This is a genomic window from Promicromonospora sp. NPDC057488, assembly GCF_042802395.1.
Classification (GTDB): domain Bacteria; phylum Actinomycetota; class Actinomycetes; order Actinomycetales; family Cellulomonadaceae; genus Promicromonospora.
In genome coordinates this window covers 17,530-41,833 of the sequence record NZ_JBHVEG010000012.1, presented here as the reverse complement: position 1 = coordinate 41,833, position 24,304 = coordinate 17,530, and the positions used below count along the sequence as shown (strand labels likewise).

Genomic DNA, 24,304 nt, shown 5'->3' with positions numbered 1-24,304 from the left:
AACGGGCATTGGCTCCGGTGGCGACGTAGGAACAGGACACGACTGCCCCGTGGTGCAGGCCGGTGCAGGAGGTGTCGCCGATGACCCGGTCCTTGCGCTCCAGGGTGCGTCGATCGAGGAACCGTCGAGCGCTTCATGGTTGGATGCAGAGAGCCGAGCGCTATCGTCGCCCCAGCAGGTTTTGTTTAACCCGGCCCGAGACGCACCGCGCCCGAGTGCCCAGCCCTACGAAGCCGGTGCTTTCGTCGCCCACTGGGATACGAACGAATGCGCGCATAGTGTGGCGGCCGGGACCGCGGTGACGACGAGCAGGTTGGCTCGGTGAAACCGGTCGTTGCGACCAGCGTTGATCGGGACGCGGGCGATGCTTCGGACTGGCGGCCGCTCCCACATCGGCCGGCAACGAGTCGCGCATACAGATTCGACATCGCCGCCGATGAGAGCCCAGTGCCACCTCGCCAGGTTCACCCTGGCAACGCCCAGGATCACCCTCATCGAGGGTCACACCGAGTCCTTGGACAGTTCCCTACGTTGTGACGACAGATCAGCGCGCTCCGTGCCCTGGGCGAGGGGAGATCTGATGCGTAGGCGTCTTCGCGAGTCCCTGGTTCTTGGTGCCGGGTTCGCAATGGTTGCCCTCGGCCTGCCTCTGGCGGCACTTGCCGCCGAGTCGGCCGAAACGACCGTCAGTATCTGCGCTACCGCGCAGATACTGACGGACGACCGACGCCCCCAGGAAGCTAAGGCGCTCATCGAAGAGCGTCGCAGCGTCCAGGATGCGAACCAACCTCCAGGTGAGACAACGCAGGCAATTCCCGCATGCCCGGAGGAGTTTGTCGCCGCTCAATCTGCCATCGCCGCGGCAATTGCTCTCGCAGACGATGCCTCGGCCCTCCGGCCGCAGCCGGAGGGTGACGCTGGCGATGGTGTTGTCGAATCGTGGGCGGCCGCGCTTGAGCGGGCTGAGGAAGCTCTCGCCGTCGACGAGCGAAATGGTGCCGCTCTGGCTGTGGTCGAAGAAGCTCATGCGAACATGCCCGCGCATCGGGCGGCACGCTCCTGGGATGTCTTTGTCGCAACCGTGCGCCCATTGGGCCCGCTGCTACTCGCTCTGGCGATCGGGATCGCGGGACTCGGACTGCTTTCGCGCACGCTGACTCCGATCCAGCTCAACTGGCCGATCCTGAGGCGCTGGGAGCGGGGGATCGTCAGCTGGGCCGGGTTGCTAAGCATTTTTGCGGGAGGCCTGTTGTTGATCTGGGGCCCGGTCTCGACAACTGACCCACGGGGGTTGCCTGATGGATGGTTCGACGTGGGCTTTCTCGATTTCTGGCGTTGGGCGATCGTGCTCATGGCCTCTCTGACATTGGGGACCGCAACTGCGTCGCTGCGGCGTGGCTCGGCGAGTACTCGTCGCGGCTATGACCGTCGCAAACTCGCCTTTGGGTGGCTCGTGCCGACATGGGTTCTCTCGATCACCGCCATCCTCGCAGCGTCCCTGAGCCTGCAGTCGACGAGCTTCAGGTCGGCCGCGCTGCCGGGTGCGGCAGGCGCTGCACTGGGGGTCTATGGCGTAGCGACGTGGCTCGCTACGCGCTTGCGGCTCTCCGTCGAGGTGAAAGGGGCAGTCGAGGTGAAGGGCGCATCCGAACAGAGTTCGAAATCAGAAGACACGGGGCACGGCGCGGCGCATCTCATCGCCATGCTTGGCGAACTAGGCGCGAAACGCCCCCGGGGTATTGAGATTCCTACCGGGTCCGACGTGCAGGCGCTTCGGGGCGAGGCGCTCGGCGATCTGCCGCAGCAGGCACTCGCCCAGGTTGTAGTGCGCCTGCTGCAGGGCCTCCTGGGTACGAGGCCGTGGCGCGTCGTTGTTGAGGACCACGGCGACGAGCGTCTTGCCGTCGTCATCACGCGTAATGGCCGTTCTGCGGGGAGTGCCCTGGTGGAGCGGCAATCCTTGTTGGCCAAAGCGATGCCCGGCCGCCCACTCGACCTGTACCGGGCTGCTGCAGCAACGATCATGACCACGCTCGCTGCCCACCACCAGGGATTCGATGGCTTGTGCGGTGCCACCGACCCGATGGCACTTGCCCGCTACTACGTCGCTACGAGCGACCGCCGGCCCTTGTCGGACAGTCTCGGTTTGCTTCGCAGCGCGGTCGAGGCAGATCCGGGGAACTGGCTCGCCCAAGTTGCCCTTGCTTACGCGCGCTGGCGGGGTAAGGACGACACCAACTCCCTTGAGGAATACTTCAAGTGGCTCGACGACTTCGTGATCAATCGCTCGGATGGAGTCAAGGGCTTCTTGCCACTGCGTGTGCGCGCCCTGCACACCCGAGCTGTCGTGGCGGTCAATCTGTCGCATAAGACGGCTGTCGTGCGGCAATGGCCGAAGAGGCCCGCTCCTGGTCACAACCAAGCCCAAATGACGGAAAATGCCTCTCGTTCGACCGAGGACATTGCATGCGACGCGATCATCGACTTGTGGAAGGGGCTAGCCTGGCTCGCGAAGGACCACCAGAATATTGCTCTGGTTAACGGGCTCGTCGAGGCGTCCATCGGGCAGTACTTGCGCGCCCAGGACTGCTTGGCGAAAGGCGCGTCGAACGATAAGCGAAGTCAAGAACTCAAGCGCTACTGGGCCAAGGCGGTTACCGGGCAGGTTCGCACGAGTGACCCGCCGAACGAGTGTACAAACCCCAGGACCCCATTGGGGGAGTACAACTTCGCCTGCTACCTGGCCGACCTGCTGAATAAAGAGAACCAGAGCGACGTCGGAGCCGGCACGACGCGAGTCCAGGCTCCCACGACAAGTGTTGGCGTGGAGCGGACGATTCAAGAGACGGAGACAAGGAGGGCAAGAGAAGACCACATCCTGCAACTACTCCGCAGGAACATAGATGATCCGAACATGCGCGATGCGATGTACGAGGACCCCACACTCACCAGCTTTGTGAACACCGAGATGTTTCGCTCAGAGCTGGCCCCGCTTCCTCTCGGCGACCTGACTGCGATGGACAGTTTCGCTCCGTACAAAGAACGCATGATCGCGGTGGGCCTCACTCGGCCAGAAAGGGTGGCCACGCGACAGGTTACTTTCCTAGCAGCGGAGTTGCGCCTCGATGTTACGGAGGCGACAAGATTGCGCCGCATTGCACGCACTGTCGTTTCTGTGCCGATCTCGGTCGCACGATTCGACATCGCGCAGGTCCTCCTGGGTTGCGGCGTCGAGGAATTCCATGTCGCGCTCCTCGATGAGGTGAAGGATGGCATCAGGAAGTGCGTAAATCGCTTGCGTTTGACCGACGAAGAGCGCGAAGCAGTGCGCGATTCGCTGAAGCCATACGTGGTCTGGCCCGCCGGCCCCGCCGCTCACCGATCACAGGCTCTGCATCGGGCGACATCGCGGCTGTGGGCATACTGGTCTCGCTGATCCTTAGCCCCAGGTCCGCATCGCGCCAGCTTCGTCTCCACGATCGATGCTGGCTCCCGACGCCGCGGACCCCGAAGCGGCCAGCTCGCGGGTCGTCGCTCAGCGGTGACGGCCGGAGGTACGGGGGCGACGAGCTGGCGACGGTCCGCATCTTCCTGTGCTCCGCGTGAGGGAATGCCCCTGCCCGGGGGCACGCGCTGTACTCGGTTCGGTGCCGGTGGTGAACGGTTCACTCCGAGTACGCACGGTGTGTGCGTACACGGGCTGTCGGCTGATCCGGACGAGGGAGGTTGTCCCCACGGGCGGGTCGCCGAGATCACGGAGCTCCGGGTACCCGCACGCGGTACCGACTCGGACGGGTCGATCCTGGTCAACCCGGGCGGCCCGGGGTTCGACGGAACCTTGCTTGCGCGGCAGTTCATGTGGCAGCGAGAACGCTGAGTCGAGGAACAGAAGATGGCCCTGCTGGCCGGGGAGCGGGCAGAGCCCTGATTTCCAGCACGGCGAGATCAGGGTGAACGCACTGGCGGTCAGGGCTGGGTCGTGTCTTCGCAGCTCATACCGCCCTCGCGAGCAGGTATGGGCGTGACGATACCTGCCAAGTCCCCCTCCGGACACTCTTATCCCCGCTGTGACCAGCGGATTCATGGAGATGTGGACTTCGGCGCAGTGATGTCGAACTCCGGACGGACGCCGAGCACCTCGTAGAGGTCTCGGCGTTTTTCGTCTGTCACGCGGCTCAGCACCTGGAGCGCTCCACCGCCGATCGCCAGGTCGTCGGTCAGTTGCTCGACGTCGATCGACTCGGCTCGTCGAAGTGGTCCTGGAGGGCCTTGAGCTCCGCCTCCTTCGTGACGAGCGCAGTGGTGATCGCCACTGAGGTGAGGCCGCCCCATGGAGTTTCTCCGAGCAGGTTGATGACGCGCCGGGCCGAGCGTCGTCGATGCTATGGCGGTGCCCAACCAGGTTCACGTGGGAAGCACTGCGGACTCCTCCCGCGACCTGGCGTTACAACGGTGCGTCAGCCGGCGCGGGTGGGTGCGGCGCAGCGCTGAGCGCGGGCCGTTTCAGCTTCCACAGCGTTGGGGCTCCGGGCAGGAGCTCGTCAATCGTCTTGGTGATCTCGAAGCCGTGCTGCCGCAAGGACTGCACTTCATCCGGGGTGGAGGCGAGGGCTGACACGGTCGCGCCGTCCAGGTCTGCTTCGGAAAGGCCGTCGCGCATGAGGGCATCCTCGATGCCGATGTTCTGGTGGTCGGGATGGGCTGTGAGGGTGCTCAGGAGCCAACCGGTTTCACCTTCGAGCACGGGGCGTAGCGCAGTGTGCACGGCGACGAGGTGGGGCCAGGCGTCTCCCATGCGGCGATGGAGTTTTCCGGTGACGCGGGCCAGGCGCGGGTCGATCGGGTTGTAGGTCTCGTGCGCGATGACGTTCTCCCAGAGGGCCACTCCGATGATCCTCCCGTCCTGCACTGCCACACGGGCGGCCTGCGCGGGGGTGATCAGTCGCAGTGCTTCGCGGAAATGGATCAGGGTGGGCAAGGCGCGTCGCTTCGCGTCCGGGACCATGTAGATGCTGAGTGGATCGTCGGCAAGCACGTCAGCAACGAGGCGAGCGGCTTCCTTGCTTTGCCGCGGTCGAAAGTCGGTGATTCTCACGGCCCGGAGCGTACCGACAGGGTGAGCAGCGCCAGCCGGGACTCATCCACCCGTAGCGATGCAGCGCGGCGTCGGCGCAACGACCGCAGGTCCGACATCAGCAGATGATCCTGGGTGTTCGGCAGATGGTCAGGTCGGCGTCCCGGGCGCGGCCGCGCCGTAGAGCCGGCTCATGCGCTCCGCGACGGGCAGGGTGAGCAGAGCAACTGTGCCCGCCAGCTCGTCGTCGGTGCGTCGAAGCCGGTCGGCCCCGACGTCGATGTACCAGTCGGACATGGCCTGCACGACAGGTGCCGGCCCATCCGGTAGCAGGAGGTAGAGCGGGTCGTCGTCGTGCACGAGGTCATGCAGCCAGACGCTGCTCGCCGTCACGAGATGGTGGTTCGCGACCGAGTGATCGGGCCAGGCGGCCAAGGCCGCGCCGACGTCGCCGGACAGAGCGGCGAACGTTGCGAAGGCGTCAGTGATGCTGTGATGCGGATCTGGTGTGGTGATCAGGTCCGCCCACCAGGCGGCAACAAACTCTGTGATCACCTCCGGTTGCGGCGCAGGCCAACCGCGCCAGTCACAGCGTGTCAGGCAGTGTTGATCCGCCCAATACGTGTGGACCGTCCCGTCTGCCATGCCACGCGCGACCTGGGGCAGGATTCGACGGACCAACGCCTCGTGGTCCGCGAGGATGCTTGGTGCCTCGTACGCCAGCAAACGGAGCGTGGCCCGGTCGATCTGCGCACCGGACACTTTCAGCTCCGGCACGCCGTCGTCGCCGTAGCAGTGCGTACATGGGTTGTCCGCAGCGCAGATGAAGGCGCCGAACACGCGGTCGACGTCATCCAGCGCTCTCTGAAGACGCGGTGTCATGCCGCGAATCCTGCCAGGTGCTTACGGCAAGCCCTCGCCTCGGAGGAGACTGATGGACGAACAGGTGACTCGGATGCGTAGACCTGAATGTCGTCGGTGGATCGCGTGCTTCTGTCCAGGGCGGGCCGGCTTGGCAGGCTCCGGGCCGTGGTTCCGCGTGCGCGAAACTAGGGTTGGTGGCGATACAGCAGGGTGTGGTTTCCGTTGGGTGCTGAGGCGCGAGATGCCAGAACCGTGCCCGCATGGCGTCAGCGTCCCAGGGCACCCGAACGCGCCCGACGAGTCGCGCAGGAGGTCGTCGACGACGAGAGGCGAGCATGGGCCCTCGAGCGCATCGCGACCGGACTGGCCACCACTGACCCCGAGCACGCGGAACGTATCGCTCGGGACATCCCAGACCCGGCCGTCAAGGCAGGGGCTCTCATCGCGATCGCGAAGGTCACTGCGGGTCGATGCGACCAGGCCCGTGGCGCGACCGGGGCCAGTCCCAGTCTCCCACTTGCCCGGCGCTCGGGCTGTGAACGGCCTGGTCGGGACGGAGCCTAGCCGCGGCCAGCTACTGGCACCCAGATTGCGAGGGAGGGCAACTGCTCGGTGTGAGCGGCGACCCGGCGTGGATCTTCTCGCCGCTCAGTCGTCGAGATCGAACCCGTCCGCGCCGGCCGCAGCGACCAGGCTCCGCATCCTGCCGGTGTCCATGGCGACGCCGTCCAGCAGCTCGCCCAGCGCTTCGAGGGCGGCTCGGTCCTCGCCGTAGGCGCAGAACATGTCGCCCTCCGGGTCGTAGTTGAACCGGCTCTCCAGTGATGGATCCTCGGTGGCGACCAGCCTGCGCGCGATGCCCTCCCAGAAGTATCCGTTCGGCTCGTGCCCGAGTTCCTCGACCAGTGCGTCGACCGGCGTCGTCCCGGCGTGCAGCAGCAACGAGAACCTCCCAGGAGTGGTCTCGATCAGCTTCGGTACCGTCATGCGCCGGAACCTAGCACCCGTGACCGACATCGCCGCCGGTCGTCGCTCGAATTCCACTCCAGTCACTCTTATCCCCGCTGTGACCCGCGGGTTTGCGGAGAAGGCGACTTACGATGCACCAGGATCGAAGTCCAGACGAACGCCGAGCACCTCGTGGAGGTCTCGTGCGGCGAGCGTCGGGCCACGCCCGCGACCAGGTCCATGACCTTCGGGCTTTGCCTCTGCCGGCTCCGCGGGCCACGTCGTGGATGGTGTTGCCTCACTCACCACTTTGGGCGAGGTCGGCGCCCACTTGGGTAGAGGCCACGAAACTCCGTTCGGACGACTTCGCCGAATCACGCCCGGGCGAAGACAGCCGTGCGGTCGAGAACCGGCGTTGGTAAGCGGCGGGGCTCGTGGACAGGTTTCTGGCGAAGACGCGGCGGAGGCTCTCGTAGCTCGGGAACCCGGCGAGCTCCGCGGCCCGCGTCGCGGTGTGCCCCTGGTCGAGCAGGGCCCGGGCCAGGTCGAACCGGATGTCCTCGACGTAGCGGGCCGGTGTCGTGGACAGCTCGTCGCGGAAGAGCCGGGAGAGGTGCCGGGTGCTCACGCTGAGGTGCCGGGCGAGGTCCGCGAGGGAGTACGGCCCGCCGGGGTTCGCGACGACCAGGTCGGTGATGGTGCGAAGCGCGGGGGAGCGGGGCGGCTGGGCCTGGAGTGGCGCCGAGAACTGGGACTGACCTCCCGCACGCTGCATGTAGACCACGAGGGCACGGGCGACATCGCGTGCGACGTCGGCGCCGTGGTCCTCCTCGACGAGGGCGAGCGCGAGGTCGATCCCGGCCGTCACGCCGGCGGAGGTCCAGGTGGTGCCGTCGCGGACATAGATGGCGTCGGGGTCGACGCTGCACGTCGGGCACCGGGCGGCAAGCTCGTGGGCGACCTTCCAGTGCGTGGTGGCACGCTTGCCGTCGAGCAGCCCGGCGGCCGCCAGGACGAATGCCCCGGTACAGACCGACGCGACCCTGCCGGCGGACGCGGCGGAGAGCCGTGCGGCCTCCGCCAGCTCGCGGGGGACACGAGCGCGCGGATAGATGTCGGCTCCGGGGACCAGGAAGGTGTGGGTGGCCTCGTCGGCGGACGCCCGCCCGTCGACGGGGATCCCTACCCCGATGTTCGACGTGACGTCCGCGCCGTCGGGGGAGACAAGCCGTAGCCGGTAGTCGGCCCCGAGCCGGTTCGCCTCGGTGAACGCCTGCGCCGGGCCGGCGAGGTCCAGCAGCGTCACTCCGTCGTAGACGAGGATCGCGACGTGGTGCGGTGTTGCGACGGGCGTGGGCACCGTTCATTGGTAGCACACGGCGGCGCGGCGTCCCTGTCCGGATATCGGGGGTTCTTGGCTGGTCGCGGGCGGCGGCATCGGGGGCGCGGGACACAGCATGGGGAGATGTCAGAGTTCACCGAGTTTCCCGCGACGGCGACCGCGGCCGAGGCGACTGAGCGCGCCCGGGCCTTGACCAGTCCCGTCATCTATGACCACTCCCGGCGGGTCTACCTGTTCGGCCTGCTGCACGCCCGTCGCCTCGGCCTCCGGCCGGACCCCGAGCTGCTGTACGTGTCGGCGATGTTCCACGACGTCGGCCTGGAGCACCCGTTCTCGGGCGCCGAGCAGCGCTTCGAGGTAGACGGCGCCGACCACGCGCGGACGTTCCTCGTGGAGAGGGGCTTCCCGGAGAGCGCCGCGGAGGCGGTCTGGACCGCCGTCGCGTTGCACACCACGCCGGGCATCCCCGTCCGCATGGGCCCCGAGATCGCGGCGACGCAGCTTGGTGTCCTCACCGACGTGGTGGGACTCGGCCTCGACGAGCTGGACCCCGGCGAGGTCGAGGAGATCGTCGCGGCGCACCCGCGGGGCGACTTCAAGAACGAGTTCCTGCGCCAGACCGTGGAGGGCCTGCGACACCGGCCCGAGACGGCGAACGGCACGGTGAACGCCGACATCCTGGAGCACTTCGTTCCCGGGCTGCGTCGCACGACGACTGTCGAGCGGGTGCTCGGCTCGGCGTGGGAGAGCTGAGGGCGGCATGAGACTCGGACTTCGCCTCCCCCAGAGGGCGGGCACCGACCTGCGCCACGACATCACCAAGGTTGCCCGTACAGCCGAACAGGCCGGATTCGACAGCGTCTGGGCGTGGGAGCGGCTGCTGTTCCCGGTTGGGCCCCGCAACTCGCTGACGCCGGGCGAGCCCTGGCCGTCCGCGTACCGGCAGGCGGCGGACCCGCTGGCGGTCCTGACGGCTGCGGCCGTGGTGACCGAGCGGGTGCGGCTGGGCACCAGCGTCATGATCGCCGGCCTGCATCGTCCGCTCCAGCTCGCGAAGAGCATGGCGAGTCTCGACCAGATCAGCGGTGGGCGGTTCGTAGCGGGTCTGGGCACGGGCTGGGCGGTCGACGAGTTCGACGCGGTCGGCGCGGACGTGTCCGAGCGCGGCCGGCTTCTCGACGAGACCCTCGACGTCCTCGAGGTGGCCTGGGGGCCTGACCCGGTGCGCTACCGCGGGCGCCACACACGCATCGACGACGCCTACGTGCTGCCCAAGCCCGCCTCACCGGTCCCGGTGCTCCTGGGTGGCGCCGTCGACCTGACCGCCGGTGGTGGGCCCAAGGCACGGGTGCTGGAGCGGATCGCCCGACGTGCCGACGGCTGGCTCCCGATCCCGTCGGCCCCCGGACCAGTCGGGGCCGAGAGGCTGCGCACCGAGTGGGACGCGATCCGGCAGGTCGCGGCGGAGGCAGGGCGCGACCCGTCCCAGATGGAGATGGTCGTTGTGGGCAATGTCGCGTTCTCCGACCACTCGGCTGGACCCGGTCGGAGCGCCTTCGCGGGCACCCGTGCCCAGGTGCTGGACGACGTCGCCGCGATGGCGGGCGCCGGCGCGGACGAACTGATAATCGACCTGAATCTGCAGGACTGGTGGCAGAGCACCGCTCAGATGCTCGACGCGGCGCTTGAGATCCGGGAGGAGGTCGTAGCGGCCGGAATCTAACGCGTGCCAGAGGCGCCATTGCCGACGTAGGCGTAGTGATGGGTGGATCGTCACGACACTCCGTCTTGTTCACAACTCCTTTCGAGCCTGCCCGAAGCGAGACTGTCCGAGCAGGCAAGACCTGCGTCTGGACCCGGTTCCGGACGCATGCATGGGCCCATAGGATTGCGCCGAAGGCCTGTGGGACGTTCCCCAGCCCACGCAACTTCGCAGGTCAAGCTGCCTTGGCGAGCGAGTGAGGGCGTGACGATACCTGCCAAGTCCCCCTCCGGACACTCTTATCCCCGCTGTGACCAGCGGGTTTACCGAGCAGATGAACGCCGAGTGCCTCGTAGAGGTCTCGGCGTTCTTTGTTTGTGGCGTGGTTCAGCACCTTGAGGGAGCCGCCCACGATCTCCGGGTCCTTGGTGAGTCGATATAGAGGACGTCGCCGGTCGTACGCCCCCGCAACGTCGCTCAGGCGCCTCCGGGGACCAGGAACGTCTCAGGATTCGAGACGGCTCACGCGCCGGGCGCGGCACCGCCCGCGTGAGTCAGGAGACCGCGCGCTACGACGGCGACCGCGCGTCCGTCCCGCAGCACCACGGCGTGGCCCGCGTCGGCGGGCCAGCGGCCCAGCGCGTCGGTGACCCGCTCGCCCGTGCCGACCACGGGCAGGGGTGGCCCGGCGACGTCGCCGACCCGGGCGCTCGGGTCAACCGCGTGCAGGGCGGCGAGGTCCGTCGCGCCGAGCACCTCGCTCACGGCGGGCGGCAGGTCGCGGCGCGGGCGGTCGAGCAGCACCGGGACCGGGACGTCCGGGTCGAGACGTCCGCCGTCGACCGCGTCCGCGAGGTGGCGGGCGGCCTCGCCCGCGGGTGTGCCGGCGTCGGCTGTCACGGTCGTGTCGGGCGCGGCGGCGTCGGGCACGACGACTCCCGCGGCGCGGAGCGCGTCGAGCACCACCGGCCCGTCGGCGTCCAGCCCGGGCAGGTCCGGGATCGGCTCGTCGACGAACCCGAACCGGCGCAGCCACCCCTCGTCGAGGTACTTGGACAGGTAGGCGCGCCCGGAGTCCGGCAGCAGCGCGACGACGACGTCGTCGGGCCCCAGGTCCCGTGCGGTGCGCAGCGCCGCGGCGAGGATCAGACCGGCCGAGCCGCCCACGAGGATGCCCTCCAGCCGGGCCAGGCGCAGCAGGGTGTGCACGGCCTCCCGGTCGCTCACTCGTTCGAAGCGGTCGACGACGTCGGGGTGGAACGACCGGGGCCAGGTGTCGTCGAGGGTCTCGGGGTGCCGGTAGTGGCCGGTCGCCTCGACGAAGAACGGGCTGCCGTCGCCGCCCGAGTACGTCGAGCCGAGCGGGTCGGCGCCGATCACCCGGACGCGTCCGTCGCTCACCTCCTTGAGGTGCTCGCCCGTGCCGGTGATCGTGCCGCCCGTGCCGGCCCCGGCGACCAGGTGGGTCACCCGGCCGCCGGTGTCGGACCAGATCTCCGGGCCGGTGGACTCGCGGTGCGCGCGCGGGTTGTCGGGGTTGTCGAACTGGTCGGCGAGCCAGGCGCCCGGCGTCTCCGCGACGATCCGGTGCGCGATGGACCGCACGCTCTCGGGATGTTCGCGGGGAAAGCCCGAGCCGGTCACGACCACGCGTGCGCCGTACGCGCGCAGGGTCGAGATCTTCTCCACGGCGATCTTGTCCGGGACCACCACGACGATCGGGTGGCCGAGCTGGGCGGCGGCCTGCGCCAGGCCGATCCCGGTGTTGCCCGAGGTGCCCTCGACGATGGTGCCGCCGGGAGCCAGCGCCCCCGTGCGGATCGCCTCGAGCACCATCCAGCGGGCGGCGCGGTCCTTCACGGACCCGCCCGGGTTGAGGTACTCCAGCTTGACGTGGACCGTCGCCGCCAGTCCGGCGGTGATGCGGTGCAGCCGGACCAGCGGCGTGCCGCCGACGGCGTCGAGCAGGGAGTCGTACGCGGTCATGCGGACCTCCGATGGTGGGTGGGACGGGCTGTCAGACGGTCGTGTCGTTTCCGATGCGGTGGTAGCCGCGGTTCTTGTAGACCAGCGGGGACGCGGTGGGCTCCTGGTCGGCCTCCACGCCCGTACCGGTGAGGTGGGACGCCAGGGCGCGCAGGGAGACGAGGTAGCTGTCGCCGATCGGCGTGCGCTGGACCACCCGGGCCCGGAACCAGGAGACGGCGCCGTCGATGACGGGTTCTCCGGTGGGTAGGGGTGACCAGCCGCCGTCGGCGAAGCGGTCGATGCCGCTGGTGGCGAAGCGGGCGGAGATGTGGTCCTGGTGGTCGGCGAGGAAGCTGACGGCGAGGGTGCTGGCTTCGGAGATGGCGGGCCAGGAGGAGGAGGTGGAGGCGAGGGAGAAGGCGAGCAGCGGGGGTGCTGCGGAGACGGAGATGACGGAGGTGGCGGTGAAGCCGACGGGCCGGTCCTCGTGCAGGAGGGCGACGACGGCGACTCCGGCGGGGTGGTTGCGGAAGACGGTCTTGAACTCGTCGGGGCTGAGCTGGGGTTCGTCCTGCTGGGCCAAGAGCTCCTCCAGGGCGGACAGGTCGATGTTCTCGGCGGGCTGTGCGGTCATCGAAGGCTCCTCGGGCTGGTGGGGAAGAGGGGAAGGGGACGGGCCTGTCAGTCCGGGACGGGCAGGCCCAGGTGGCTGCGCAGGGTGGTGCCCTCGTACTCCTCGCGGAACAGGCCCTTGCCGCGCAGGATCGGCAGCACGCCGTCGATGAAGAGCTGGAGCGACTCGCGGCCCCGTGGGTGCACGTTGAACCCGTCGGCCGCCCCGGCGGTGTGCCACTCGACGAGCTCGGCGGCGACCTCCTCGGGGGTGCCGATCAGCACCCAGTGGCCGTTGCCCTTGAGGTGGTGCTCGATCACGTCGCGCAGCGTGGTGCCGGGTCGTAGGGCGAGGTCGCGGAAGAGTGCTGGCCGGCTCTGCCGGCGCAGGAGGGTCGACGGGTCAGGCAGGCGGTCGTGCGGGATGGGGGAGTCGAGGTCGAGCCCCGCCAGGTCGATGCCGCCGAACTGGGAGGACAGGGTGCGCCGACCGCGCTCGACCGCCTCCTCGGTGAACGCGGCGCGGTGGTTGCGCACCGCCTCCTCGTGCGTGGCGCCGAGCGTGATCATCGCGCCCGGCAGGATCTTGACGAGCCCGGGGTCGCGGCCGGCGGCAGCGATGCGGGCCCGCACGTCCCGGGCGAACCCGACGGCGTGCTCCAGGTCGGGCGAGGCGGAGTAGATGGCCTCGGCGTACCGCGCCGCGAACGCGCGGCCCGACTCGGACGCCCCAGCCTGGAACTGCACCGGGCGGCCCTGGGGCGACCGGGGGAGCCCGAGCGCGTCGTGCACCGTGAAGTACCGGCCGGCGTGCTCCACGTCGTGGATCCGCTCCGGGTCGGCGTACCGCCCGGCGGCCTGGTCGAACACGACGGCGTCGGCGTCCCACGAGCCGAAGAGCGCGTCGAGCACGTCCACGAACTCCGCCGCGCGCTCGTACCGCAGCTCCTGGGGCGGTAGCTCGATGCCGAAGTTCTGCTCGCCGAACGCGGACGTCACCAGGTTCCAGCCGGCCCGGCCCCCGCTGAGGTGGTCGAGCGTGGAGAGCTGGCGGGCGAGGTTGTAGGGCAGGTTGAACGTGGACGAGAGCGTCGCCACGAGGCCGATCCGGCTCGTTGCGGAGGCCACGGCGGCGAGCTGGATCAGGGGCTCCGGGCTGGCGGCACGGGCGTCGACGGCCCGGTTGCGGTCGAAGTTGGGGGAGTCCGCCCGGAAGAGCGCGTCGAACTTGGCGGCCTCGGCGATCTTCGCGACCTCGACGTAGGTAGCCAGGTCGAGCCCGTCGTGCGGTCCGGCGCCCTCGGCGCGCCAGTCGTCGATCGGGTACAGGCCGAGGCCGAGCGAGAGCCGGCGGGGGGCGCTCATCGGAGCGCTCCGTGGGCGGAGCGGGTGCGGGACATGGGACCTCCCTGGTCGGACCGGGCACGGCCGGGCCGGCCGGCCGTGCGGGAACGGGCCGGATGTTGGGCAGGTCCGGCCCGTCTGTCAATGGCCTGGCCCGTTCGTCTCGCATCTCAAATTCTTGTCTCGCTGGTTGGGACGCTGCTGGCGACCCGTTGACACCCCGGTGTCGGTGCCGGTTACGTCCGGGCCCGTTCGGACCTGTCCCGCAGCAGGTCAGAGACAGGAGGAGCACTGTGTACCGGTACGTTGCCCGGCGGATCGCCTATGCCGTCGTCGTGGTCTGGGCGGCCTTCACGATCAGCTTCGCGCTGCTCTACGCGCTGCCCTCGGACCCCGTCTCGCTCATGCTGCTCGGCCCGGCGAGCGGCGACGCGGCGTCGGCGGCGGACTCCGAGCAGCGGGCCGCGCTGGAGGCGCGCTACGGCCTGGACCAGCCGGTCCTCGTCCAGTACGGCCAGCTCCTCCTGAACGCCCTCCGCGGTGACCTCGGCGTCTCGGTGCAGGCCGACCGGCCCGTGGCCGACCTGATCGCCGAGGCCCTGCCGGAGACGCTCAAGATCTCGGCCCTCGCGCTCGTGCTCGCGATCGTCACCGGCCTGCTCGTCGCCGTCGTCGCCAACCTGGCCCAGGCCCGGTGGCTGCGCAACGTCCTGTTCGCGCTCCCACCGCTGGGCTCGGCGTTCCCCACGTTCTGGATCGGCCTCATGCTGCTGCAGGTCCTCTCGTTCCGGCTCGGGCTGTTCCCCGCCATCGGCAACGAGGGGCCGCAGTCGGTGGTCCTGCCGGCGATCACCCTCGCCGTCCCCGCCTCGGCGACCTTCGCCCAGGTGCTCGCCCGCGGCCTCGAACGGACGCTGCGCGAACCGTTCGTCGACGTCGTGGTCGTCAAGGGCGCCTCCCGGTCCCGCGTGCACCTCGGCCACGGCCTGCGCAACGCGGTGGTCCCGGCGCTCACGCTCGTCGGGCTGAGCGTCGGCGGCCTGCTTGCCGGCTCCGTCGTCACCGAGACCGTGTTCTCCCGCAACGGCATCGGCCGGCTGCTGCAGACCGCCGTCAACACCCAGGACATCCCCGTGGTCCAGGCGCTCGTCCTCGTCTCCGCGGTCGTCTTCGCCCTGGTAAACCTCGCCGTCGACCTCATCACACCCGTCGTGGACCCCCGGGTCCGCCGGGCCCACGCGTAGACAGGAGCCCGAGACATGACATCCGTCGAGACGCTGCCGCCCACCACGTCCGAGGCGGCCCGGGCCGACGCCGGCACACCCCGGGCCGGCGGGCGCCGTCGTACGCACCGCCTCCGCCTCTCGCCCGGGACCGTCGCCGCCGGGCTCTTCCTCCTGCTCGTCGTGCTCTGGGCCCTGGCGCCCCAGTGGTTCACGAGCGCGGACCCGCTCGTCGGCGTCGGGGCGGAGGCCCTGCGCCCGCCGTCGGCCGACCACTGGTTCGGGACCGACCGGATCGGCCGCGACCAGTACGCCCGGGTGGTGCACGGCGCCCGGCTCTCGCTGCAGGCCACGGTCATCGCGCTGGCCATCGCCCTCGCGGTGAGCTCCGTCATCGGCGTCGTGGCCGGGTTCGTCGGCGGCTGGGTCGACGAGGTGCTCATGCGCGTCGTCGACGTGCTGCTCGCCATCCCGGGCCTGCTGATCTCGCTCATGCTCATCACCGTGCTCGGCTTCGGCATGGTGAACATCGCCATCGCGGTCGCCGTCGGGTCCGTCGCGTCCTTCGCCCGCGTCACCCGGTCCGAGGTGCTCAAGGTGCGCACCGCCGCCTACGTCGAGTCCGCCGCCGTCGCGGGCGTGCGGTGGTGGTCGGTCCTGTGGCGGCACGTCCTGCCGCACGCGTCCGGCCCGGTGCTCGCCCTGGCCGCCCTGGAGTTCGGCGGCGCGATCCTGTCGATCTCGGCGCTCAGCTTCCTCGGCTACGGCGCCGCCCCGCCCACCCCCGAGTGGGGCAGCCTCGTCTCCGACGGCCGCGGCTACGTCGCCACCGCGTGGTGGCTCACCACGCTGCCCGGGATCGTCGTGGTGCTCACCGTCGTCGCCGCCAACACCGTCAGCCACGCCCTGAGCAGGAGGAACGCATGAGCCACCCCACGGCCGACGCCGACACCCCGGTCCTGCGGCTCACCGCCCTCGACGTCGCCTACCAAACACCCCAGGAGACCGTCCACGCCCTGCGCGGGCTCGACCTCACGCTGCACGCCGGCGAGTCCGTCGCGATCGTCGGCGAGTCCGGCTCCGGCAAGACCACCGCGGCCCTGGCCGCCGTCGGGCTGCTGCCCCCGAACGCCGACGTCACCGGTGACGTCGCGCTCGCCGGCGAGAGCGTGGTCGGTCTCACCTACCGGCAGTGGCGCCGCCACCGCGGCCGCACCGTCGGCCTCGTGCCCCAGGACCCGACCGTCTCCCTCGACCCCGTGCTCACCATCGGCGCCCAGGTCGCCGAGATCCTCACCATCCACCGGCTCGCACCGCGCCACGCGCTGCGCCGCGAGGTCGTCGAGCTGCTCGACCGCGTCGGCATCGACCGGCCCGCCGTGCGGTACGGGCAGTACCCGCACGAGCTGTCCGGCGGCATGCGGCAGCGCGTGCTGATCGCGATGGCGCTCGCCGCGAAGCCCCGGCTGATCGTCGCCGACGAGCCGACGTCAGGCCTCGACGTGACCGTCCAGCGCACCGTCCTCGACCTGCTGGAGGACGTCACCCGCGAGACCGGAACGGCGCTGCTGCTCATCACCCACGACCTCGGGGTGGCCCTCGACCGCACCGAGCGCGTCGTGGTGATGAGCAGGGGAGAGGTGGTCGAGCGCGGGCAGACCCGGCAGGTGCTGCGCACCCCCGAGCACCCCTACACCCGGGCGCTGATCGCCGCGGCGCCGTCGCTGGAGAGCGCGGCCCGCGGCCGCGCGCGGCCGGCCGGGTCGGCCACCGTCGAGGACGCCGCCGGTCCCGGCATCGGTCCCGGGACCGACGGCGCACCGCCGCCCCTCCTCCGGCTCGACGAGGTCTCCCGGGTCTTCCACGTCCGCGCGGCCGACGGGGCGCGCGACACCGTCACCGCGGTCGACGGGATCGACCTGGCGGTGGACGCCGGGCGCACGCTCGCGATCGTCGGCGAGTCCGGCTCGGGCAAGACCACCACGGCCCGGATCGTCGTCGGGCTCGACAGGCCGACGTCGGGCACCGTCACGTTCGACGGGCACGACCTGGCCGCCGTGCGCGGCCGCACCCGCCGGGCGCTGCGCCGCGAGGTGCAGTTCGTGCACCAGAACCCGTACGCGTCGCTCGACCCGCGGTTCACCGTCCTCGACCTCGTCGAGCAGCCCCTGCGGGCCTTCCACGTCGGCGACCGCGCGAGCCGCCGCCGCACCGCCCACGAGCTGCTCGACCAGGTGGCCCTGCCCGCCGAGGTCGCCGCCCGCACCCCGGCACGCCTGTCCGGCGGGCAGCGCCAGCGGGTGGCCATCGCCCGGGCGCTCGCCCTGCGGCCCCGGCTCGTCGTGCTCGACGAACCCGTCTCGGCCCTCGACGTCTCCGTCCAGCGCCAGGTGCTCGACCTCCTGCGCCGCCTCCAGGACGAGCTCGCCCTCACCTACGTCTTCGTCTCCCACGACCTGGCGGTCGTGCGGTCCGTCGCCGACGACGTCGCCGTCATGCGCGCCGGCCGGGTGCTGGAGCGCGGGCCGGTCGCCGACGTCTTCGAGTCCCCGCAGCACCCGTACACCGTCGAGCTGCTCGACGCGATCCCCGGCCGGCGCTACGCCGACCTGACCTGACCTGCCTGTCCCCACCCAGCCACCCTCAGCGAGAAGAGAGCCCCATGAAACGTGCCCGCACACGCCTGACCGCGCTCGCGGCAGCCGCCGTCTCCACCGTCCTCCTCGCCGCGTGCGGCTCGACCGCCGCCGCCGGGGCGGGCTCCGCGCCGTCGTCCGCGGGCGAGCCGACGCCGGGCGGCGAGCTCACCGTCGCCGTCCACGACTACTGCGGCGCGTACGACAAGCAGCAGACCTCCGGCTGCACGTTCACGAACATCCAGGTCACCGACAACCTCACGGCGCAGGACCCGGAGACGGGCGAGGTGCTGCCCTGGCTCGCCACCTCGTGGGAGACGGAGGACGACGGCCGGACCTACGTGCTGGAGCTGCTCGACGGCGTCACCTTCTCCAACGGCGAGGCGTTCGACGCGGCCGCCGTGAAGGCGAACCTCGACGCGATCGTGGAGCTGGGCGAGCAGGGCAAGTCCTTCCAGGCCGCCGCCTACCTCGACGGCTACGAGAGCACCGAGGTCCGCGACGACCTGACGGTCGCCGTCACCTTCGACTCCGTCAAGGCCGGCTTCCTCCAGGCCCTGTCCGAGGCGCCGCTCGGCATCGTCGCCCCCGAGACCACCAAGAAGTCCGCGGACGAGCGCGGCGCCGAGGGCGTCATCGGTTCGGGACCGTTCGTCCTGGACGAGCTCGTCGCGCACGAGCAGATCGTGCTGACCAAGCGCGAGGACTACGCGTGGGCGTCGCCGGTGCGCAAGGTCGACGGCCCCGCCCTGCTGGACAAGATCACGTTCCAGGTGGTGCCCGAGCAGTCGGTGCGCGTCGGCGCGCTGCTCGGCGGACAGGCCGACGCCGCCTCCACGCCGTCGCGCGAGGACATCGCCCAGGTCGAGGCCACGGGCGGGCAGATCTTCGCCCGGCCGTCGGCCGGCATCGTCACCCACCTGCTGCCCAACTACGCCGACCCCGTCCTGTCCCAGGAGCCCGTGCGGCAGGCGATCCAGCACGCGATCAACCGCGACGAGCTGCACGACGTGCTCTACGACGACTACAACCAGGTGCCCACCAGCATCCTCTCGTCCGCCTTCCCCAACCGGAAGGACCACGCCGACGCCCTGACCTACGACCCGGACCTGGTGAAGCAGATCCTGACCGACGACGGCTGGGCCCTGGGCGAGGACGGCATCTGGGCCAAGGACGGGCAGCGGCTCAGCATCGACCTGCAGTACTCCGACAGCGCCGACAAGGCCCGCAACGAGCTGATCCAGCAGCAGCTCAAGGCCAACGGGATCGAGCTGGAGCTCAAGGAGCTCACCGCCGCCGAGATCACGGCCAACGAGGCGTCGGGGGACTGGAGCCTGAGCGCCGGCAACCTCACCCGGCCCGACGGCGACGTGCTGCGCTCTATCTTCGACCCCGGCTATGCCACCCGGAACAAGACCGAGATCGCCCCGGACCTCACCGATCTGCTGGAGCGGCAGTCCGCCGAGCTCGACGGCGAGGAGCGCGACGCGCAGATCGACGAGGCGGCCCAGATCATCCTGGACCGCGGCCTGGCGTTCCCGGTCACCGAGTTCTCCTCGATCGTCGCGGCCTCCGCGCAGGTGCACGACATCGACTTCACCGCCCCCTACTGGGCCATCTTTGCCGACACCTGGATCGAGCACTGATGGGGGCCCGGACGCAGGACGACGTCGAGACCCGGCGGCACGCCGTCCGCCGCGACCTGGCGGCCACCCTCCGCTACCTCGGTCACCACGGGTACCAGTACGGCCTGGCGGGCCACGCCACCGTGCGCGACCCCGGCGAGGACGAGCGCTACTGGGTCAACCCGGCCGGTGTGCCGTTCGCCGCCGTGCGCCCGGCGGACCTCGTGCTGGTCGACGCCGCCGGCGAGATCGTGGCCGGTGACCACGGCGTCTCCGGCTTCCAGAGCCAGCTCGAGGTGCACCGCGCGCGGCCGGACCTCCTCGCGGGGCTGCACGTCCACTCGGAGCACACGTTCGCATGGTCGAGCGCCGGCGGGCTGCTCGACCCGCTGACCACGGACTCGGCCTGGCTGCAGCCCGTGCAGACGCTGCGCGAGTCCTTCGACCAGCCGATCACCGAGGCGATCGGGCGGACCGCGCGCGTCGTCATCCAGCGCTCCCACGGCGCGGTCACGTTCGGCGCGACCGTGGCCGAGGCTGCGTTCTATCTGGTCTCGGTCGAGCGGGCGGCCCGGACGCAGCTCCTGCTGGAGGCCGCAGGCCGGGCGCAGCGGATCGACCCGGCGCTGCTGGAGAAGTGGCGGCTGACGCCCGAGGCGGCCCACCGCCAGTTCCAGGGAGTCCTGGACCACTGGGTTGCCGGTACTGAGAAGTGAGTAGCGGGCGGGCCCGGACTTGGGCCCGCCCGCCACTCACACGCTTCTCTGATCGCGGACCGTGCCTAGGCCACTGCGGACTGTAGCTACCTCGGCGAGGCCCGACCTTCATCGCGGCCGAGGTGTGAGTTGTGCGAGTTGCGTGACGTGCTTGGGCTCGAGCTCGTCGAGACTGTGCGCTCCGAGCAGCTTCATGGTCCGCACGACCTCGGTCGCGAGGATCTCCAGGGCGCGATCAACCCCGGCGCGTCCACCGGCCATGAGCCCGTACAGGTAGGCGCGGCCGATCATGGTGAACCGTGCACCGAGCGCCACCGAGGCGACGATGTCTGCACCGTTCATGATGCCGGTGTCCAGGCCGATCTCGGTGTGCGCGCCGACCTCTCGGACCACGTCGGGCAGAAGGTGGAACGGGACGGGGGCGCGGTCCAGCTGGCGGCCGCCGTGGTTGGACAGGACGATGCCGTCGACGCCGTGGTCAACGAGGGCCTTCGCGTCACGTACCGACTGCACACCCTTGACCACGAGCTTCCCCGGCCACATCTCCCGGATGATCGACAGGTCCTCATAGTTGATCGTCGGGTCCATGGCCGAGTCGACCAGCTCTCCGACGGTGCCGCCCGTGGAGGAGAGCGAGGCGAACTCGAGCTTCGGTGTGGTGAGGAAGTCGACCCACCACCACGGTCGCGGGATCGCGTCGACGATCGTTCCGAGCGTCAGGGCCGGGGGGATCGAGAAGCCGTTGCGCTTGTCCCGGAGACGCGCACCCGCTACGGGCGTGTCGACGGTGAAGTGCAGGGTGTCGAACCCGGCCTTCGCGGCTCGGTCCACGAGGTCGTAGGAGACCTCGCGCTGCCGCATCACGTAGAGCTGGAACCAGTTGCGGCCGGCCGGGTTGGCCGCGGCGACGTCCTCGATGGAGGTCGTGCCCAGGGTCGAGAGGGTGAAGGGGATACCGACGGCGCCCGCGGCCCCGGCCCCGGCGGTCTCGCCCTCGGTCTGCATCAGGCGGGTGAAACCGGTCGGTGCGATCGCGAAGGGGAGCGCCATCGGGCCGCCGAGCACCTCGCGACCGGTGTCGACCTGCGACACGTCGCGCAGCACCTCCGGGTGGAACTCGATGTCACGGAACGCGCCACGGGCGCGCGCCAGCGACAGCTCGCCCTCGGCGGCGCCGTCGGTGTAGTCGAAGGCCGCCTTCGGAGTACGTCGCTTCGCGATCAGGCGCAGGTCAGCGATGGTGAGGGCGGCCGAGAGCCGCCGGTGGCGCGCATCGAAGTCGGGACGCTTGAACTGCATGAGCTCCAGGAGCTCCTGGGGCTTGGGGAACTGGCGCTGGACCACGGCTACCTCGACAGGTGGGTGACGGACGGAAAGGAACTTCGCACGATGCCGCGCGGGTCTTCGGGTCAGCTGCTGAGCAGCCATGGGTGCGGAGCTGTCGGGCTCAGTCGCTCCGCACCACATATACCCCAGTCGAGATATACCCCAGTCGAGGAGAACCGGTCGAAGTCGAGCCGCTGGGTTGCCGATGCGCCGCTTGACCGTGTTCTCGCCCAGGTTGAGGTGAGCCGCATCGAAGGCGGCCCAGCGGTGTCCCCCGCGGCACCGAAGAAGATGGCTCCGAACAGGACGAGGACTGTGCCTCGGTTCACACCTGCTGCCGGGCGTGAGTGCCTTCACGGTCCGGGCCGGTCGCCAGGTTCGCCGACCGTGCGGTGCGGGGCCACGTCCACGCGTACCTCAGGATGAGGGCGAGAACGATCAGCTCCAGTACGACGCTCAGGCCGTAGAAGTACAGCCAGAACCCGCCGGCCACGTTGAATACCGTGACGGGGACGTAGAGCGCGGCCACGACGAGGTTCGCGATGCGGCTCACGCGGGCGGGCAGCGTCATCGACAGCACGACCATGAAGATCGGGACGGCCATGAGGGTGAGAGCCGTGGTCGAGAAGGTCTGGGAGAGGTCGAACTCGAAGACCCGGCCGTCGAGGATGTCCTCGACGATGCCGGGCGTGAAGAAGCCGAGAATGTCCACGTAGGCGTACAGGAACATGAAGCTGGTCCACGCTGCGGCGAGCTTTGCTCGCACCGGGATCCGCTGGTCTTCCAGTGTGGTGGTGGGCTGCTGCGTGCTCATCATGGGCTCCGTTGTCGTGGTGGGGTTCGTCAGGTCCACGCTCGCTGAGCCCGGCGGCGTGCGCACCGGCCCGGAGGCCGGACTCCACCCGGCCGATGGAATGGTCTCTCTCTCGTGCTTTCGGCCGGTACGCCGAGCCGTGCCGATCCCTAGGCTGGAGCCGTGGTCACCTTCCGGCGCTCCGTCTGGCACGAGCCGCGGCCTGCTGACACCCGACCCATCGGTTGGCTCGACCGGCTGCTGGTGAGCGTGTTCGCGGCCGCCGCCCTGGTCGAGGGCATCGTCCGGCCAGGCTTGGCCTGGCGCCCCCTCGTGACGGTGCTCGCCCTGGCGCTGGTGCCCGCCCTGCTCTGGCGGCGGAGTCGCCCCCTCGTGGCCGTCCTGGTCGGGTGGGGCGTCGCCGGGCTGCTCTCGGTCCTCCAGCTGACCACGCACGCCGGGGACCTCGGCCTCTACTCCATGATCGCCGTCCTGATCCTGCTGTACTCCCTGGTGCGGTGGGGGTCGGGACGGGAGATCGTCCTGGGGACGGCGTTCGTGACAGTCGTCGTAGCGCTCGGGATGTACGCCACCTCCGCGGGCTTGGCCGACGTCTTCGGCGGGAGCGTCCTCCTGCTGCTGGTCGTCGCCCTCGCGGCGGTGTTCCGCTACCGCGCGGACCTCTCGCATCGCCAACAGCGCGAGATCCGCAACCAGGAGCGGGTGGCGCTGGCGCGCGAGCTGCACGACACCGTGGCCCACCACGTCTCGGCCATCGCGGTGCAGGCGCAGGCCGGTGGCGTGGTCGCCGCCCTACAGCCTGAGAAGGCTGCCGAGGTCCTGGCCGCGATCGAGTCCGAAGCCTCGCGAACCCTGGTGGAGATGAGGTCCATGGTGCGGGTGCTGCGTGAGGAGGACGCCGTCGCCTACTCGCCGCAGCTGGGTGTCGCGGACCTGCCTGCTCTGGCGCGCGTTGACGCGACGCCCACCGTCGAGGTCTCGCTGAGCGGTTCGTTGACCCGGCTGGCACCACCCGTGGACGCGGCGCTCTACCGGCTCGCGCAGGAGTCGCTGACCAACGCCGTGCGGTACGCCCGGAGCGCGACCCGCGTCGGGATCGACGTACGCCGGGAGGGCGACACCGTCATGCTGCGTGTCAGCGACGACGGACAGACCGCGCCGGGGCCGGTCCCGGCGCCTGGGTTCGGCCTGCTGGGCATGGCCGAACGCGCCCAGCTCCTCGGCGGATCACTCTCCGCGGGGCCGGGGCCCCAGGGCGGCTGGGTGGTCGAGGCCGTGCTGCCGGTGGAGGCGCCGGCATGAGCATCCGTGTTGTCGTGGCCGACGACCAGGACCTGGTCCGGACCGGGCTGGTGATGATCCTCGGCGCGCAACCCGACCTCGAGGTCGTGGGGGAGGCTGCCGACGGGCTCGCAGCGCTCGATCTGGCGACCCGGCTGCGTCCCGATGTCCTCCTCGTCGACATCCGGATGCCCGGGCTCGACGGCGTCGAGGTGACGCGGCGCCTGGCCGGGCCGGACGTGTCGGACCCGATGGCGGTCGTCGTGATCACCACCTTCGACCTTGACGAGTACGTCCTCGGCGCCCTCCGCGCCGGCGCCCGCGGCTTCCTGCTCAAGGACGCCGGGCCAGAACTCCTCGTGCAGGCCATCCACGCGGCCGCCGACGGGGACGCGCTGATCGCCCCCAACGTCACCCGCCGGCTGCTGGCGACCTTCGCGGACCAGGCGCCGGTAGTGCCGGTCCAGCCCATCGACCCGCTCACCGAGCGCGAGGCGGAGGTGCTCGCGCTGGTGGCACGGGGCCGGACCAACGCCGAGATCGCCACTGTGCTCTTCGTCGGCCTGAGCACGGTCAAGACCCACGTCGCATCGTTGATGACCAAGCTCGGCGCCCGAAACCGCGTCGAGATCGCGATGTGGGCATACGACACCAGACGCGTGAGAGCCAATCTCACCGGCATCCGGCGGGACGCAGCGGGCTGATGAGCTAGGCCGCCGGGCGGGGACGCCCGGTACCTGGCAGGCCTGACGGTGGCACCTCTCGAAGGCGCGGTAGCGGCCATAAACTGCCCGCACCATGACTGAGCGACCTCGAACAGATCAGCCCC

At 70.2% G+C, this 24,304-nt stretch carries 19 protein-coding genes; 10 read left to right on the top strand and 9 right to left on the bottom strand.

Translation table 11 applies throughout. The features are described 5' to 3' along the window. The first annotated feature begins 628 nt into the window (after positions 1–628). Positions 629–3,436 (top strand): hypothetical protein, encoded by a 2,808-nt coding sequence (locus tag ACFU5G_RS04380; protein WP_377241165.1) that lies wholly within the window; start codon positions 629–631, stop codon positions 3,434–3,436. Positions 3,437–4,444: 1,008 nt separating this feature from the next. Here the strand turns inward: ACFU5G_RS04380 and ACFU5G_RS04375 are convergent. From ACFU5G_RS04375 to ACFU5G_RS04360, 4 genes are all read right to left on the bottom strand, one after another. After that, a complete protein-coding gene (locus ACFU5G_RS04375; protein WP_377241163.1) occupies positions 4,445–5,095 on the bottom strand; it encodes a hypothetical protein in 651 nt (216 codons plus the stop codon). Positions 5,096–5,224: 129 nt separating this feature from the next. Further along, positions 5,225–5,956: a hypothetical protein gene (locus ACFU5G_RS04370; RefSeq protein WP_377241161.1), complete on the bottom strand. Its 732-nt coding sequence runs from the start codon at positions 5,954–5,956 to the stop codon at positions 5,225–5,227. A 630-nt stretch (positions 5,957–6,586) separates the two neighbouring features. Next, complete coding sequence (locus tag ACFU5G_RS04365; RefSeq protein ID WP_377241159.1) at positions 6,587–6,925, bottom strand: Imm51 family immunity protein; 339 nt, start codon at positions 6,923–6,925, stop codon at positions 6,587–6,589. Between the two features lie 259 nt (positions 6,926–7,184). Then, complete coding sequence (locus ACFU5G_RS04360) at positions 7,185–8,246, bottom strand: GlxA family transcriptional regulator (RefSeq protein ID WP_377241157.1); 1,062 nt, start codon at positions 8,244–8,246, stop codon at positions 7,185–7,187. A gap of 105 nt (positions 8,247–8,351) precedes the next feature. On the opposite strand from ACFU5G_RS04360, the gene ACFU5G_RS04355 reads away from it, so the two are divergent. Beyond that, positions 8,352–8,981: an HD domain-containing protein gene (locus ACFU5G_RS04355; protein WP_377241155.1), complete on the top strand. Its 630-nt coding sequence runs from the start codon at positions 8,352–8,354 to the stop codon at positions 8,979–8,981. A gap of 7 nt (positions 8,982–8,988) precedes the next feature. Beyond that, on the top strand, positions 8,989–9,951 hold the full coding sequence (locus ACFU5G_RS04350) for an LLM class F420-dependent oxidoreductase (RefSeq protein WP_377241153.1): 963 nt from the start codon (positions 8,989–8,991) through the stop codon (positions 9,949–9,951). A 501-nt stretch (positions 9,952–10,452) separates the two neighbouring features. Here the strand turns inward: ACFU5G_RS04350 and ACFU5G_RS04345 are convergent. From ACFU5G_RS04345 to ACFU5G_RS04335, 3 genes are read right to left on the bottom strand one after another with little or no spacing between them, the layout of a single operon-like run. Then, positions 10,453–11,916, bottom strand: coding sequence for a PLP-dependent cysteine synthase family protein (locus tag ACFU5G_RS04345; protein WP_377241151.1), 1,464 nt, complete (start codon positions 11,914–11,916; stop codon positions 10,453–10,455). A 31-nt stretch (positions 11,917–11,947) separates the two neighbouring features. Then, a complete protein-coding gene (locus ACFU5G_RS04340; protein WP_377241149.1) occupies positions 11,948–12,532 on the bottom strand; it encodes a flavin reductase family protein in 585 nt (194 codons plus the stop codon). Between the two features lie 47 nt (positions 12,533–12,579). After that, positions 12,580–13,875 carry an NtaA/DmoA family FMN-dependent monooxygenase gene (locus tag ACFU5G_RS04335; protein ID WP_377241147.1) on the bottom strand — a complete coding sequence of 432 codons (1,296 nt, stop codon included), beginning with the start codon at positions 13,873–13,875 and terminating at the stop codon, positions 12,580–12,582. 272 nt (positions 13,876–14,147) lie between these two features. On the opposite strand from ACFU5G_RS04335, the gene ACFU5G_RS04330 reads away from it, so the two are divergent. Genes ACFU5G_RS04330 through ACFU5G_RS04310 form a run of 5 tightly spaced genes read left to right on the top strand, consistent with a single transcriptional unit; the run spans position 14,148 to position 20,054 of the window. Next, a complete protein-coding gene (locus ACFU5G_RS04330; protein WP_377241145.1) occupies positions 14,148–15,098 on the top strand; it encodes an ABC transporter permease in 951 nt (316 codons plus the stop codon). A 15-nt stretch (positions 15,099–15,113) separates the two neighbouring features. After that, a complete protein-coding gene (locus ACFU5G_RS04325; RefSeq protein ID WP_377241143.1) occupies positions 15,114–16,004 on the top strand; it encodes an ABC transporter permease in 891 nt (296 codons plus the stop codon). Then, positions 16,001–17,695 (top strand): dipeptide ABC transporter ATP-binding protein, encoded by a 1,695-nt coding sequence (locus tag ACFU5G_RS04320; protein ID WP_377241141.1) that lies wholly within the window; start codon positions 16,001–16,003, stop codon positions 17,693–17,695. Before ACFU5G_RS04325 ends, ACFU5G_RS04320 begins: the two co-directional genes overlap by 4 nt. Positions 17,696–17,739: 44 nt before the next feature. Continuing rightward, complete coding sequence (locus ACFU5G_RS04315) at positions 17,740–19,359, top strand: ABC transporter substrate-binding protein (RefSeq protein WP_377241139.1); 1,620 nt, start codon at positions 17,740–17,742, stop codon at positions 19,357–19,359. Next, a complete protein-coding gene (locus ACFU5G_RS04310) occupies positions 19,359–20,054 on the top strand; it encodes a class II aldolase/adducin family protein (RefSeq protein WP_377241137.1) in 696 nt (231 codons plus the stop codon). The genes ACFU5G_RS04315 and ACFU5G_RS04310 overlap by 1 nt, the downstream gene beginning before the upstream one ends. 108 nt (positions 20,055–20,162) lie before the next feature. On the opposite strand, the gene ACFU5G_RS04305 is transcribed toward ACFU5G_RS04310, so the two are convergent. Then, entirely contained in the window at positions 20,163–21,398 is a 1,236-nt protein-coding gene (locus tag ACFU5G_RS04305; protein ID WP_377241135.1) for an alpha-hydroxy-acid oxidizing protein, read from the bottom strand. A gap of 307 nt (positions 21,399–21,705) precedes the next feature. Next, complete coding sequence (locus tag ACFU5G_RS04300) at positions 21,706–22,194, bottom strand: DUF6326 family protein (protein WP_377241133.1); 489 nt, start codon at positions 22,192–22,194, stop codon at positions 21,706–21,708. A gap of 162 nt (positions 22,195–22,356) precedes the next feature. On the opposite strand from ACFU5G_RS04300, the gene ACFU5G_RS04295 reads away from it, so the two are divergent. Next, entirely contained in the window at positions 22,357–23,496 is a 1,140-nt protein-coding gene (locus ACFU5G_RS04295; RefSeq protein ID WP_377241131.1) for a sensor histidine kinase, read from the top strand. Further along, entirely contained in the window at positions 23,493–24,179 is a 687-nt protein-coding gene (locus tag ACFU5G_RS04290) for a response regulator (protein ID WP_377241129.1), read from the top strand. Before ACFU5G_RS04295 ends, ACFU5G_RS04290 begins: the two co-directional genes overlap by 4 nt. Positions 24,180–24,304: the final 125 nt, after the last annotated feature.

Excerpts from the sequence above, each read along its gene's own strand:
- ACFU5G_RS04380 (WP_377241165.1), top strand. The coding sequence starts at position 629 with ATGGTTGCCCTCGGCCTGCCTCTGGCGGCACTTGCCGCCGAGTCGGCC.
- ACFU5G_RS04370 (WP_377241161.1), bottom strand. The coding sequence starts at position 5,956 with ATGACACCGCGTCTTCAGAGAGCGCTGGATGACGTCGACCGCGTGTTC.
- ACFU5G_RS04365 (WP_377241159.1), bottom strand. The coding sequence starts at position 6,925 with ATGACGGTACCGAAGCTGATCGAGACCACTCCTGGGAGGTTCTCGTTG.
- ACFU5G_RS04355 (WP_377241155.1), top strand. The coding sequence starts at position 8,352 with ATGTCAGAGTTCACCGAGTTTCCCGCGACGGCGACCGCGGCCGAGGCG.
- ACFU5G_RS04350 (WP_377241153.1), top strand. The coding sequence starts at position 8,989 with ATGAGACTCGGACTTCGCCTCCCCCAGAGGGCGGGCACCGACCTGCGC.
- ACFU5G_RS04345 (WP_377241151.1), bottom strand. The coding sequence starts at position 11,916 with ATGACCGCGTACGACTCCCTGCTCGACGCCGTCGGCGGCACGCCGCTG.
- ACFU5G_RS04340 (WP_377241149.1), bottom strand. The coding sequence starts at position 12,532 with ATGACCGCACAGCCCGCCGAGAACATCGACCTGTCCGCCCTGGAGGAG.
- ACFU5G_RS04335 (WP_377241147.1), bottom strand. The coding sequence starts at position 13,875 with ATGAGCGCCCCCCGCCGGCTCTCGCTCGGCCTCGGCCTGTACCCGATC.
- ACFU5G_RS04325 (WP_377241143.1), top strand. The coding sequence starts at position 15,114 with ATGACATCCGTCGAGACGCTGCCGCCCACCACGTCCGAGGCGGCCCGG.
- ACFU5G_RS04320 (WP_377241141.1), top strand. The coding sequence starts at position 16,001 with ATGAGCCACCCCACGGCCGACGCCGACACCCCGGTCCTGCGGCTCACC.
- ACFU5G_RS04315 (WP_377241139.1), top strand. The coding sequence starts at position 17,740 with ATGAAACGTGCCCGCACACGCCTGACCGCGCTCGCGGCAGCCGCCGTC.
- ACFU5G_RS04310 (WP_377241137.1), top strand. The coding sequence starts at position 19,359 with ATGGGGGCCCGGACGCAGGACGACGTCGAGACCCGGCGGCACGCCGTC.
- ACFU5G_RS04300 (WP_377241133.1), bottom strand. The coding sequence starts at position 22,194 with ATGAGCACGCAGCAGCCCACCACCACACTGGAAGACCAGCGGATCCCG.
- ACFU5G_RS04290 (WP_377241129.1), top strand. The coding sequence starts at position 23,493 with ATGAGCATCCGTGTTGTCGTGGCCGACGACCAGGACCTGGTCCGGACC.